13 protein-coding genes are annotated in these 13,876 nt (G+C 51.2%); 12 read left to right on the top strand and 1 reads right to left on the bottom strand.

What is annotated here, in order from left to right; genetic code table 11:
* Window positions 1–12: 12 nt before the first annotated feature.
* From RAC60_RS19395 to RAC60_RS19350, 10 genes are all read left to right on the top strand, one after another.
* Window positions 13–993, top strand: coding sequence for a hypothetical protein (locus RAC60_RS19395; RefSeq protein WP_375094174.1), 981 nt, complete (start codon window positions 13–15; stop codon window positions 991–993).
* A 2-nt stretch (window positions 994–995) separates the two neighbouring features.
* Window positions 996–2,111: a phage late control D family protein gene (locus RAC60_RS19390; protein WP_116584913.1), complete on the top strand. Its 1,116-nt coding sequence runs from the start codon at window positions 996–998 to the stop codon at window positions 2,109–2,111.
* Entirely contained in the window at window positions 2,108–2,704 is a 597-nt protein-coding gene (locus tag RAC60_RS19385) for a baseplate assembly protein (RefSeq protein ID WP_116584914.1), read from the top strand. Before RAC60_RS19390 ends, RAC60_RS19385 begins: the two co-directional genes overlap by 4 nt.
* Before the next feature lie 12 nt (window positions 2,705–2,716).
* Window positions 2,717–3,082 carry a phage tail protein gene (locus tag RAC60_RS19380; protein ID WP_375094173.1) on the top strand — a complete coding sequence of 122 codons (366 nt, stop codon included), beginning with the start codon at window positions 2,717–2,719 and terminating at the stop codon, window positions 3,080–3,082.
* 4 nt (window positions 3,083–3,086) lie between these two features.
* Complete coding sequence (locus RAC60_RS19375) at window positions 3,087–4,214, top strand: baseplate J/gp47 family protein (protein ID WP_116584916.1); 1,128 nt, start codon at window positions 3,087–3,089, stop codon at window positions 4,212–4,214.
* Window positions 4,215–4,877, top strand: coding sequence for a hypothetical protein (locus RAC60_RS19370; RefSeq protein WP_375094171.1), 663 nt, complete (start codon window positions 4,215–4,217; stop codon window positions 4,875–4,877).
* 203 nt (window positions 4,878–5,080) lie between these two features.
* Window positions 5,081–5,302 (top strand): hypothetical protein, encoded by a 222-nt coding sequence (locus RAC60_RS19365; RefSeq protein ID WP_029569556.1) that lies wholly within the window; start codon window positions 5,081–5,083, stop codon window positions 5,300–5,302.
* Window positions 5,303–5,314: 12 nt separating this feature from the next.
* On the top strand, window positions 5,315–5,830 hold the full coding sequence (locus RAC60_RS19360) for a hypothetical protein (protein ID WP_375094169.1): 516 nt from the start codon (window positions 5,315–5,317) through the stop codon (window positions 5,828–5,830).
* Between the two features lie 369 nt (window positions 5,831–6,199).
* On the top strand, window positions 6,200–7,678 hold the full coding sequence (locus tag RAC60_RS19355) for a hypothetical protein (RefSeq protein WP_375094167.1): 1,479 nt from the start codon (window positions 6,200–6,202) through the stop codon (window positions 7,676–7,678).
* A gap of 10 nt (window positions 7,679–7,688) precedes the next feature.
* The gene (locus RAC60_RS19350) at window positions 7,689–8,222 is read left to right on the top strand and encodes a tail fiber assembly protein (RefSeq protein WP_375094166.1); all 534 of its coding nucleotides are present in this window, start codon (window positions 7,689–7,691) and stop codon (window positions 8,220–8,222) included.
* A gap of 480 nt (window positions 8,223–8,702) precedes the next feature.
* Here the strand turns inward: RAC60_RS19350 and RAC60_RS19345 are convergent, their stop codons facing one another.
* Window positions 8,703–9,605: a LysR family transcriptional regulator gene (locus RAC60_RS19345; RefSeq protein ID WP_006121992.1), complete on the bottom strand. Its 903-nt coding sequence runs from the start codon at window positions 9,603–9,605 to the stop codon at window positions 8,703–8,705.
* Between the two features lie 98 nt (window positions 9,606–9,703).
* Here RAC60_RS19345 and RAC60_RS19340 point away from each other — a divergent pair, with 98 nt between their 5' ends.
* Entirely contained in the window at window positions 9,704–11,269 is a 1,566-nt protein-coding gene (locus RAC60_RS19340; RefSeq protein ID WP_058702520.1) for an NADH-quinone oxidoreductase subunit L, read from the top strand.
* Between the two features lie 29 nt (window positions 11,270–11,298).
* Window positions 11,299–13,839, top strand: a complete 2,541-nt coding sequence (locus RAC60_RS19335; RefSeq protein WP_375094165.1) for a YbcC family protein — start codon at window positions 11,299–11,301, stop codon at window positions 13,837–13,839.
* The last annotated feature ends 37 nt before the right edge of the window (window positions 13,840–13,876 follow it).

Below are 13,876 nucleotides of genomic sequence, written 5' to 3'. Positions count from 1 at the left end.
TACTTGGCATTTATGAATTACCTGACGCCGTTCTCCCAGGGCTTTGATCCGACTATCACCAGACTGACGCTGGGCGAGTTCGAATTTATGGAATTTGAAGTTCCGGAGCGTATTGCTTTTCGCGGCAGTCAGAAGACAGTGCAGCATCAGCTTATAGGCGGACGGCGGATCATTGATGTCTTGGGTACGGAATACGAGCCCATAACCTGGTCTGGCGTCATCACCGGCCCAGAGGCAAGTTCAAGGGTGAGTGCGCTTGAGCGAATGCGGGATATGGGACACCCGGTAGTGCTGACGCTGGATGACTATCGGTTCACTGTGGTAATTACGTCTTTCAGTCCGGTTTATGAATTTGTCTGGCGCAGACCGTACACGATTGAAGTTGCTGTGGTCAGGAACGAGGGGGCACCGGATAAAACAGATGCGCTGACCGGCGCATTGCAAGGGCTTATTGACAGTGACATTGGTCGCGCGCTGGGTTTGGCAAATATTATTAACGTGGATGCGGTAAAAGAAGGAGTAAAAACTCTACATCAGGCTGTAAAAAAGGTCACAGACTTCGCTCATGCCACGGTTGTTCAGGTACAGGAGGTTATCCGACCACTTATTGCTGCACGCAACATTATTGAGCATGAACTGGCCCTATTGGAAGCCGCTGCCGGAGAGATTACCTCCCTGGGTGGGTTGGTGCCAGGCCATACCATATCTAAGACCGTCAGCAACCTCCTTTTACAGTCAGAACATGTTACACAAATCCCGGCTTTATATCGTCTGCAAGAGGTACTGGGACGGCTCAACAAAAACGTGAGCGCAGGGCAGATGTCTGGAGGTATCAGGGCAGTAACACTCTCGGGCGGTAACCTCTATCAGGTGGCTTCAGAGCAGTATGGCGACGCTTCACAGTGGATCAGCATCGCCGAAGTCAATCATCTGACCGATCCCCAATTGAGCGGTATTCATACCCTTAATATACCCACCAACCCGAAGACTTAGTTGTGCATATAAACAATCCCATCGTTGAATCTTTCGCCCGCCAAATCAGCGGGCGTTGTCTTTTAAACGGCCAGAACGCACCCTTTGTTTCGTTTAGCGTGGAAGCCAATGGCTTTCGCGGGGCAGGAACCTTCGACCTTACCCTTGCCATCTCAGCACTGCCGCCAGTCATGCGATTACTGAACTGGTGGGCTTTACAAAAGACTATACGGGTAGAGCTTTTCATCTCGGTTATCACTAATTCCGGTATCGATGAGAAAAAGCACATGACGGGAAACATAGATACCTGGCATTACGATCCAGCACGCTTTGAAATTGTGGCTGAGGGCCGGGATTTCATTGCGAAGCTGATTGATGCAAAGACGTCTGGTGAATGCTTCAAGAATCTCACCAGTTCTCAGATAGTCACCACGCTGGCACAGCGTCACGGCCTGACGCCGGTGATCACCGCCACAAACAGACGGGTGGGTGAATATTACCAAATAGATACGGCACACCTGACAGGCGAGCAGACCGAATGGGACATCATTACAACACTGGCAAGTATCGAGAATTACTCGATTTATGTAAACGGCGATTGCCTGCACTTTGAACCTAAACGTGCTCATATTGACAAAGGCAGCTATGTCATACGCTGGCAGCCGCCGGGTATGCAGGCATATCCACAGTGCAATATCTCTGATGATCTCTCTTTTTCACGTGCGCTAACCATTTCGAAAGGGGTGACAGTTGAAGTAATGAGCTGGAACGTGAAGCTCAAAAATAAGAAGTTTAGGGTCTGCTACCCAAAAGCAACCAAAGGCATTTCACCCGGTAAAGCCACTGCAGAAACGCAAGTCTACCGCCTCATACGGAACGGATTAACGCCTGAAGCCGCTCAGGCGTTGGCTCAATCTGTTTATCATCAAATCGTCCAGCATGAGATGAAATTCACAGGTTCCACAGCAGGCGATAATCTTCTCATGCCGGATACACCTATTCGAATTGAAGGGACACAAAGCCCTTTCGATCAGGTTTATCTCTGCGACAAGGTAAGACGCACATTGAGCTGGGATGCGGGTTACAGGATGAATATTTCTGGCAAAAACCAAAGCCCTGCACTGGAAGTCGAGACATGAAAGTTCTGCTGAATGCCATGGCGGCTACAGCCCGGCAGAGTGGTAAAAATGCTACACGGCAGGGCGTCATCACCGCCTATGATCCGAACTGTTACGCTGTTAAAGTCCAGCTTCAGCCGACCGGAGAAGAAACAGGCTGGATCCCACTTAGTTCTCTTTGGGTTGGTAACGGATGGGGACTGGCCGCCGGGCCAATGATGGGTGCAGTGGTAGAGGTAGAATTTGATTCTGGCCTGATGGGTGTGGGAATGGCTACATGCCAATTTTACAACGATGCAGACCGCTGTCCGGGCCCGCCTTCTGGGGAATTCTGGCTGGTGCACCAGAGCGGCTCAATGCTGAAGTTTCTCAACAGCGGTGAAGTCCTGCTGAGTGCCAAAGACAAACTCACCTATGACGCTCCGGCACATCACTTCACTGGTGGCGACGTAACAATGGACGGAAATCTGACCGTCGCTAAGGATATTCGCGATAACAATGACCGCTACGGCAACGTTCATCGTATCCGGACCGTCTATGAGGGGCACACCCATCTGGAGAAAGGGAAAGGATTTAATACCCAGCCACCTAATCAGCAATTCACATCGACCTAATGGTAGTAACACATGCACGACATCTTTCACGTCATTGGGGGAGACCTAGAGGTTTCATCTACAGGGTCACTACTGACATCATCGGGCAGTGAACGCGCTAAGCAGAGGATCCTGCGCCGGCTTCTGACCAATCCTGGCGACTATGTTTTCCATCCCACTTATGGTGCTGGGTTGGGTAAAAAGGTTGGGGAAGCGGTGAAACTAGGGGAATGGAAGGCATTAATTACTGGACAGATGTTGTTAGAAGAGGCCGTAGCCAGCAAACCGCCACCAGAGGTAAAACTCACACGCTTTGAGGAAGGCGTAAGCGTTTCCTTAACCTACATAGATGCTTTGAGCGGTTCTCAGGAAACACTGAGTTTTGACATCACAAGGTGAGATTATGCCATTACTGAACATCAAATCGTTTTCGGAGCTTGTTCGGGAACAGGTCACCGCTATCCAGGCGAGATCGTTAAACCTGGTGGACTTCTCCATCGGCAGTATTCTCAGGTCTCTTGCTGAATCGAATGCCGGTGTCACCATGTGGATACAACAGTTGATTGTGAAACTTCTGGTAACGACCCGCGCGGCAACATGTTCGGGTGAAGAATTGGACAGTTGGATGGCGGATTTCAGCTTTCCCCGCCTTTCTTCCGTGCAGGCCACAGGAATGGTGACGTTTAGCCGCTTTACGGTAACCAGTCAGGCGCTGATTCCCTTAGGCGCGAAGGTAAGTACAACAGACGGAACCCAGCACTATTCTGTAATCGCTGACACGTCGAGTGATGCCTGGGATACGGAGCAGTCAGGTTATGTCATCGCTGCGGGCATCCGCTCTCTGGTTGTACCTGTGCAAGCGGACATAGCGGGTGCTGAGGGTAATGCGCAGCCGGGAACTGTCACGGTCATTTCCGGGACAATCCTCTACGTGGACACAGTAACCAACACTACTGCATTTACTAACGGCAAAAATGCAGAGGGGGATGACAGCTACCGGGCGAGGTTTGTGCTGTGGATCGACTCACTGTCGAAAGCAACTAAAGCGGCTATCGGCTTCGCTATCAGTAATCTCCAGAATGGAGTCAGTTATACCCTCACGGAAAATGCCGCGTGGGATGGTTCGTATCAGCCTGGTTATTTTTATGCCGTTGTGGACGATGGCAGTGGCACACCGGATGCCACCTTTGTTCAGCGTGCAGCTATGGCCATTGAAACAGTCCGGGGATTTACCGTCACGTTTGGTGTATTTCCGCCAGATGTAATCAAAGCCGATGTCATTCTGGTGATCACTACCGATGACACAGCTAATCATGGCGACATTGTCACGCAGGTCAGAACAGCAATTGTTAAGTTCATCGGCAAGCTGGCGCTGGGAAAACTGCTGGCATACACCCAACTGGTAAAGGTGGCCTACAGTGCCAGTCCGCTGGTGACAAATGTTTCTTCACTGACGCTGAATGGCGGCATCGCCGATATGGCAGCTTCGCACAGGCAGGTTATTCGTCCCGGAACGGTTAAGGTGATCTGAATGGCCAAAGGCGATCAACACGACTTTTACAAACGGCTTAAGGCCCTCCTTCCTGCTGGCTGGTTTGCAGACGAAAGTCCGGTTATGCAAGGCACGCTGACAGCGTGCGCGAAATCGCTTTCCTGGTGCTACGCACTTTATCTTTTCGCCCGGGCGCAGACACGTCTGGCATCGGCCAGTAATGGCTGGCTCGACCTCGCCGCGTGTGACTTTTTCGGCAGCAGCCTTATCAGGCGCGAAGGGATGACCGACGAGCAGTTCCGTAATCAGATCAGAACAAATCTGCTGCGGGAGCGCGGCACGCGCCAGGCGATTATCCAGGTACTTGAGACATTAATCGGAAGTCGCCCAGATGTGTTTGAGCCCTTACGCCCTGAAGATACGGGCGCATATGGCGGACCAGCAATCGGGTATGGTGCAGCAGGTGGCTATGGATCCCGTTTTTTGCCTTATCAGGCATTTGTCGTGGTCAGACGCCCCAAAGGTGAAGGCATCCCGTGGGTGGCTGGCTACCACATCTCATCATCTGGATACAGCAAGGCCTCGCGTGGCCAGTATATCTCAAGGTACATGTTCACTGGCGGCGTTACAGATGCAAATATTTATGCAGCTATCGCTGCCGTCAAAATGGAAGGGACGCTCGTCTGGGTAAAGTTGATGTAATCCATGCTGCTAATGATATGAACAGATCAACTCGCATTTGTCTGAATAAGGCTCTGTCAATAATTGTTGATAAAACAACCTTGCCCATTTATTCCTAATAGTATTATATTCACTGTATAGATACCCATAACAATGTTGATTTCGATCAGATGTCGTTAGTGGATGCCTAACCTCTGCATACAGAGCTCTGGGAAGGAGGTAATATGTTGAATCTGAAAAAGTTTATTAAAGCAGCATCTGAGCCCGATCGAATCATGGATTTGTTTGTAAAAAATCGTTGGGACACGAGAGAAAACCCTGCTGGTGGAGAAACCAGCGAGAGATACTACTTTGACCGTAGTGGCGCCTTACGTATCAACCTAAATAATAAGGATGTACAAAGCGCGATTGCACACAACGTGCGGGTGCTTGCTGAGAAAAAATAGTAAAGGTGACTCATGAGCGCGGCACTCATCGTTATTGTTTTGGTGTGTGGCTATCTTTATATCAATAGTCACATACCATCAAAACATAAATTCAAAAAATCTACGGGTTGGCAATCATATTTTCAGGTCGCTCTTAAAGGTTCTTATTACGTTTTCATCTCTTTCATCATTCTTTTCGTTACATGGGTTCTTCTCCTTGCGACGATGTGGCTTTTGAATACGCCGCTGTTATTCACGGACAAATACAAAGCTTTTACTTATGCCTACGACATTTTGAATGTTAAGTTTGTTGGCCTGAGTCTGCCATTCGTTTTATTAGTTGCCACCACAGCCTTACTAAGCTTTGCGGAATCCAAAAACGAAGAAAAAAAGCTGAGGAATAATGATGAAAGATTAAGGTTATACAAGGAGATAGCCAACGCAAACCCTATAGAGGCTATTCTGCTTGAATCAATGACAAGTAATCAAAATCTGATGGTTTCAATATCAATGAAGTCTCGCAAAGTCTACATTGGCATTGTGCACTAAGCCAGGCTAGAGGACCATGACACTGATACTATAGTGATCATCCCATTTTTAAGCGGTTATCGTGATAAAGACACGCTCAGCTTTGTTGAAGAAGTTAACTACGCAGAACACTATAGCGATTGCGGTATTACTTACGACTCTTCTCCACTGAGTTTGTCACAATATCGACACGTCATACCACGAGACCAAATTGAATCGGTATCATTGTTTAATTCAGATATGTATACGCGATTTAAGCGCAAGAAAAAGTATTATCGAGCATCATTTATACGTCACAAGCTTAAAGACCTCTGAGCTAATGACTGTTTAAATTACTAAACCTTAACTAATCACTAAACCCGCTACGGCGGGTTTTTTTATAGGGTAACTATGGACCGTCAGATAGTTTATCCGGGCGCTATTCCGCTCGAAACTGACCTGCTTAACACCAATAAATTCGCCATGACAGGTATGGCAAAGCTGGCTGTGGCCGTGCTGGGTTCCGATACCTGTCTTTATGGCCTGCATTGTACACCCGACAGTCCTGCGTCCTTGCGTGTCATTGTTGGCCCCGGTCAGATTTATAGTTTACAGAATATGGATAACTCACCGTATTCCTCACTCCCCACAGATACGTCGCAGCTCATCCTGAAGCAGGGACTCATCTGTGAAGCAACCCCGCTCACGCTCACCGCGCCTGCTTCTGCTGGTCACAGCATGAATTACCTGGTGCAGGTCGGGTATGAGGATGTGGATTCTGACGAAACCATACTGCCTTATTACAATGCGGCAAACCCTGCAGTGGCCTACAGCGGGCCCGGTAACTCAGGTAAAGCTCAGCCGGGGAAACGGTCAGGTGTCTGCCGCCTGGTGTTAAAAGCAGGAGTGTCGTCGCCTACAGGTTCACAGGTTACGCCTCAGCCTGATGCAGGATACGTCGCGGCATGGGGGATTACTGTTACGGCGGGCATGAGTGCGATTACGGAAGCCAGTATTTTCATGATTGAGGGGGCGCCGTTTCTGCCGTCAGGTGGGATCTATCCGTCCATTCAGCAGTGTGCCCCGACATTTGCTCACGATAGCGGCACAGCAAATCGCTATTCCGCCTCTTACAAGCCTGTGCTGGCCGAGCTGACGGATGGCATGCGTCTCACGTTTAAAGCCAGAGAGGCAAACACAGGAGCCTGTACGTTCTCGGCCAACGGGGGCAAAGCCTACCCGTTGTATTCGCATGCGCACCAGGAGCTGCAGGGTGGAGAAATAATTAATGGCGGGCTCATAGAGGTCCAATGGAACAGTTCATTAAACGCCTGGCTGATGTGCGGAAACACAGGCGGTGCAACACCGGTTTCAGAGGCACAAAAACCTCATCATGCCATTAGTCTTGCACAGGCTGATAAACGCTATCTGGAGAACAATAAAGGCTACAGTAAGGAAGATGCAGCGAAAGATTTCCTGTCGAAAAAGGGCGGTGTAGTTACGGGCGAACTTGATATTAAGGGGAAACTGACGGCTGAGAAAATCATCATGGGGAAGATGACATTCAGTGAGGACGGAAATATCAATGGACCGCGATGGAAAACTCAAGAGTCCCAGGAAAATGGCTATTTATCCAGTTGGGTGATGGCAGAACTGAAAAAGATAAGTGACAAGATCATCCCTTTACCTTCAACAGAAGAGATTACAAAAAACTGCATTAAGAGTGTACGGCTTGGAGCTGAGGTCAGGAAAAAAGGGGAGGCTGTTACGTTTGAAGCAGGTTATGTGATAACGGGGTTCAAAAATCCTGGCAAGGTAAAAAAAGGATATGAATTTACAGCCCGGCCCATACAAATTTTTGTTGAAGACAAATGGCAGACAATTAAGTAGAGGTATGTCCATGATTGATTTGAAGAACTTTAAACCGGGAAAGCCGGTTACTGCTGATGATATTACAAGCCAAAAAAACTATGGGCTGACTTTCCTTTTTGATGATGCGGGGCATGAATGGTATGCAAGTCAACGTTTATACGCTGCCGATACTTTAAAAATTGCATACGATCAGCAGGGCACAATTTGGTGCTTAAGTACCGATGTATCAAAAATCTGGCCAGTTTATATGAGCGTAGCCGAAATAGCGTATGATGATCAAAGTCGTCAAATTGATAACAGCGGACTTTGGAAATACGTTGGTGGGAACGTAACAAAGATTCCAGCTGATGAGGTTTTTGAACATACAGAAGATAAAAAGGTATATTTGTTAGAGGAGGCTGTAACGAAAATTATGCCCGGCATGGCAAAACTATTGCTGAAAAAACAACTTTCCGCTGAAGAGTCTGACCTACTGCAAAAACGGCTGAATTATCTTGATCAGCTTAATAACCTTGACCTTAAAGCTGAAAGATCAACTGTCTGGCCAGAATGGCCAAAATGAATTTTACGAAAATGACACTGTTCAAAAGGGTGAAAGCCTGATTTCATTTATAAAAATAAGTCTTTAGAAAAACGAAACTTAGGCGGGTAATAAAATAACGGAGCTTGACTGAACGATTTTTATTTGAGTAGGCTATGTCCTAAACTTGTCCGAATAGATTCGATATTGTTTATAACTAATTGATTATTATAGCGCGGATTGATAAGTATTGCGACCTTAATTTAAGAGCAGGCGCGGCGTAATATATTGATAAATGGGTATTTTTTATCATTAATTCATGAATGCGTTTTATATACAGGGTAATGCCTGCAGTGGAAATTGCAATGAAAATTCCTGGGCATCTGAAAATGTGTGAAATTTACGCGACTTTCGTCTGTATCTTTTACACCAATGCATATTTATATTTTAGTGTGAAACCTCATAATTTTAGTTATTTGGCGATTCAATACATTGCCAGGCAACCTGCAATCGGCGTGATACTTAGTTGGGCACCTGTAATTTTTGCGCCCCTGCCAGCAGTTGCTCCAGCACGTCAATACGATGCCGGTGTGGTGTTGTGATGGCAAAGAAGCGCTCCTGCAATTCGTCTGACTGGCCCACGGAGACAAGAATGCCGGCGCGTAGCTCATCCTGAACCACAACCTCGGGCAACACGGTGAGCCAGCCGCTGTCGCGGGCGATCAGACGCAGCATCGCCATGTCGTCCACCTCGGCTCGCAGTCTTGGCGTCACGCCGGCCTTAGAACATAAAGCATCAAATTGCGCACGCAGGGCATGGCGCGGGCCGGGCAGGGCAATCTCCACGCCATCCAGGTCTTCCGGGATGCGCAGGCTTTGTGACGCCCATTTGCTCGCGGGGCCGACGACGGAGATAGACTGGCTGCCCAGGAACACGCAGCGCAACGGACGATCGGGATCGGCAGGTACCGTCTCATTAGCCAGCACCACATCCAGCTTATGCTGCGTCAGCCTGACCAGCAGGCCCTCCAGTAATCCGGACTCCAGTGTCAGTACTATGGCAGGGTCGGTAAGCGCGGGCCGAATCCAGTTTTCCTGATAATTTCGCGACAGCGTTGCCACGCTGCCCACGCGTAACCGCGTAACACCGGCTGACGTGCCTTTTAACCGTCCCAACATCTCCTGGCTCAGACCAAAGATGTTGTCGGCATAGGCCATAACCAGCTGACCTGTGTCTGTCAGCATCAGACGGCGACCTTTACGGATTAACAAACTTTCTCCAAGTCGATCCTCCAGTTGCCGAATTTGCACCGAAACGGCCGATTGCGAGGTGGCCAACTCTTCGGCAGCCCGCGTCAGATGCCCAAGCCTGGCCACGCGCCAGAAATAATAAAGGTGATGAAAATTCAACTGGTTGAGGTTCATTGTTCGTTTTTTAATATTGAAATGTGCAAATAAATATATTTTACAGAATAGTTCAGGTCAATGATCATACAGCTAATTAAGCGTATGAGGGAAATAGAATGAATATCCTTGATGTTCTGCATCTGGTCTGTTTTTTGGCGCCTGCATTTTTAATGGCCGCATTAGCGGGGCTGACGCGGTTTAGTTGGATTACCATGCCGATGCTTTGGCGTGTATTACAGGGAGTTTCGTTGAGTACCATTGCCTTAACCGGACTGTGTCTTGCCGCGGGCATCAGTGGTACGCAATGGACGGGCGTAATAATGGCAACCTCTTTTGGCCTGGTTTTGGCTTTACTGGTACAAGTGCTGGGTAAGGTTATCGCTTCATTTTCTGCGCGTTACCTTGAAGGGGAAGCCAATCAGCGAGGCTATATTGGCGCACTGGCCGTTGTGCTGTGCAGCGTGCATCTGCTCGTGATCGCCGATAACTGGCTGCTGCTCATCGCGGCCTGGGCCGCAGTCGGTGTGGCACTTCAGCACTTGCTTTGCTTTTATCCCGATCGGCCTTTTGCGCGGCTTGCGGCACACAAAAAGCACATTGCGGATCGCATGGCTGACGTGATGTTGCTTGGCGCTGCCGCGCTCGCCTGGTGGGATGTAGGTAGTTTCTCGCTGTCAGCTCTGGGGATGCATATCGCTCAGCATGGCATGTCCCTGTCCTTACAGGCGAGTGCCGTTCTGCTCGTAATGGCGGTCATTCTTCGTACGGCCTTGCTACCCGTGCATGGCTGGCTGATACAGGTGATGGAGGCGCCAACACCGGTATCGGCGCTCTTGCATGCTGGCGTCGTCAATCTGGGTGGCTTTGTGCTTATTCGCTTCGCACCCATGTTAGATCAGGCAAACGCTGCGCGCATCCTGTTGCTGATTTTCGCGCTGGCGACCGCTGTGCTGGCAGGCATTGTCATGTTGACTCGCATCAGTATTAAAGTGCGGTTGGCCTGGTCAACCGTTGCGCAGATGGGCTTCATGCTGCTCGAATGCGCGCTTGGCCTTTATACGCTGGCGGCACTGCATCTGATTGGCCATTCACTCTATAAAGCCCATGCTTTCCTGTCGGCCTCGGAAGGTGTAAGAGACACTCGCCTGCAGGCTTTGCACCGGGCCGCTTTGCCCACCACCCTTAGCGTGTTTTTTGCCCCCGTGCTGACAATTACCGCCGTGTTTCTGGTGCTGATGCTCTCAGGTCTTGCCGCCTGGCCCTGGTGGTGGTGTGTGGTGCTTGGTATGGCCTGGGCACCGTTACTGTGGTTACCCGAGGCTTCAGAGGGCGGGTCTGGAAAGTCGGCGCAGCTTCTTTTCGGGTGCGTCACGGTGATCGGTCTGACGACAGTTGCGCTGTCAGCACATGCGCTGCCGCTTGGCCTGCAGGATATGCCGGATGACAGTCTGGGTCTGATCGCGCTGGCAGGCATGGCGGCCCTGTATCTCTGTCAGGTGTTATTGCAAAAGCAGCCACAACACCTGTCGCGCTTGCGTCAATGGAGCTATGCGGGTTTTTACCTTGACGAAGCCTTCACACGTCTGGCGCTGCGCTTATGGCCAGCTAACCTCACATCCCGGGTTTCCATACACGTTGAACCTGAAGTGCCAACCGCGCCTGTTGCTGACAGGCTGAGCTGAACCATACGAATAAACTGGAGAGCCTACTGATGGATACCTTAGTCAATAACGAAAAAACCGGTTCGGCGAGCCTGACGCAATCGACACAAAACGCCTGTTCCCGGCATGCTGCAATTGAGCAGGCTTGCAGCCAGGCCTGCCAGGCGATTGCACCTACATGGCCGCTGGATCGCGCCATTGCTGTCAACCCTCACTGGTCGCGTATTGGCATGCCGGTACGCAGGGTCGCCGCCCGGATGGCGGTACTCGGCGGTATCCAGGTATTCCCATCGCGCGATCAGCAGTTCCTGGCCTGGCGCGAGGGCCGTATCAGCCTTGCCGATCTCAATCTGGCGCTACATCAACTGCCCGAAGCACAAGCGACCGGTCTGACGGCTGAACAGTGCCTGGATGCGTTACAGGCAAGAACCTCACCAGTGCAATTGCCGCTGCTAATCGACGTGCTCGACAACGATCCTGATCGGCACCAGAGATTATCCTGGCGGCAGGCTATCACGCACCAGGTTGGTCAAACCTGCGCCGCCTACTTCGATGAAGATCAGGCGAACTGGCAACCTCAGCGACAGGGCTTATATGCCTTCTGGCGGGATACGCTGGGACACGATCAGGGTATCGGTTTGTTAATGGGGTTGCCCCATATCACAAATGCTATCAATGCCTTACCCGATAATGCTACCGATGCGGAGCGTTGGCTTATCGCACGTCTGGGCCTGCCTGAAGCTGTATGGGCGGATTATCTGGAATCGGTACTGCTTACCGTGAATGGGTGGGCTTCCTGGTGTGCCTTTCTGAGCTGGCAGGCGGGACTGGCGGGGGATAAGGACCCACACCTGCGCGAGTTGCTGACGATTCGCTTAGCCTGGGGCGTAATCCTGTTGGAATGCAAAGATGATGCAGCAACCCGGCACGCGCTTGCTTCGCTTCAGCACGCCTGGAAACAGGCTCACCAGGTGCTGGAGGCGGCGGAACAGGCGATGCTGGTTGAGGAAGTATGGCAACTGGCGCTGGAGATTGGCTATCAGCGTGAGTTGGCACATCGGCTGGCCTCGGCAAACGGTCATGGTACGGAACATCAGGCAATCGAAGCACAGGCTGCTTTCTGCATTGATGTGCGCAGTGAACCGTTGCGCCGTGCGCTTGAGACCGTGAGTGCTGGTATACAGACCATCGGTTTTGCAGGATTCTTTGGCCTTCCCGTTGCCTACACACCGCTGGGCACGCAAGCCCGCCGTCCCCAGTTACCCGGCTTACTTGCGCCTTCCCTGGAGGTCGCTGACCGTATCGTGGAGGCGGGTTCGCAATATAAAGCCGATGCGGCACTGCAAAGCCAGGCCAGTCGTTCGCGTCACGCCCGATTTGCCATGGCCGATCAATGGAATGCGATTAGCCGCTGGCCGGGGGCTGCCTTCTCGTTTGTGGAAGCGGTTGGACTGGGCTACTCGGTCAAGCTGGTAAACTGGTTACGCCCGGGCAATAAAGCACGTGCCAGAGATGATCTTGCTGGCTTACCTGCGCGGTTTCGGGAGACGTGCCGCCCACAACTGGTTGGGCTGGATACTGAGGCTAAAGTTAAGCTCGCTGCCGGGGTTCTTCATGCCATGGGCCTGGAACAGCATCTGGCACCTATAGTGCTCCTCGTTGGACATGGCAGCCAGTCAGCTAACAATGCCCACGCAGCGGCACTGGACTGTGGTGCCTGTTGTGGCCAGACCGGTGAAGTGAATGCACGCAGTCTGGCGCAATTGCTTAACGAACCACAGGTTCGCCAGGGGCTGCAAGCGCAAGGAACAGTGATTCCGGACTCTACGACGTTTGTGGCCGCCCTGCATAACACGACTACCGATGAAATCGAGTGGTTTGATCTCGATTTGTTGCCGCAAAGTGCGCGCGCCCGCTGTGAGCGATTGCAACCGATTTTTAATCAAGCCAGTGATCAGGTCCGCCGCGAGCGGGCACCCGCCCTTAAGCTGGACCCGCGTGCGCCCGAAGATGTGTTGCTCGGACAACTACGCCGTCGCGCTAATGACGGGGCACAAACCCGTCCCGAATGGGGTCTTTCGGGCAACGCAGCCTTTCTTATTGCCCCTCGTCACAGAAGTCGTGGCGTAGTCCTGGGCGGGCGCAGCTTTCTGCATGACTACGATGCGAGTCAGGATAGTGATGGCAGTCTACTGGAAGGCCTGATGACCGCACCCATGCTGGTCACGCACTGGATCAACTGGCAGTACCACGCGTCAACATGCGATCCGCAAAGGTTGGGGAGCGGCAATAAGGTGCTGCACAACGTAGTGGGGGGCCGCATCGGTGTCTTTGAGGGCAATGGCGGCGATCTGCGGATCGGTTTATCACGTCAGTCGCTCCATGACGGCGAGCACTGGATGCACGAGCCGTTGCGCCTGACCGTTGTTATCGACGCGCCGCAAAATGCCATTGACGCAGTGATTGGTAAGCATGAGGTTATCCGGAAACTGCTCGATAACGGCTGGCTCCATCTCTGGCGCTTTGAGGAGGCCGGTCTGGCACGCTATGCACAGGGTAACTGGCTCCCACTGAGTCTGGAGAGTCTATAAGAACGCCTGTGTACTAAGGCCTTCGCTGAAAAAATGA

The organism is Pantoea sp. BR_17, assembly GCF_041955125.1.
In the GTDB taxonomy this organism is placed as follows: domain Bacteria; phylum Pseudomonadota; class Gammaproteobacteria; order Enterobacterales; family Enterobacteriaceae; genus Pantoea; species Pantoea stewartii.
The sequence above is the reverse complement of the archived record's forward strand: the minus strand, read 5'-3'. Positions and strand labels throughout refer to the sequence as shown.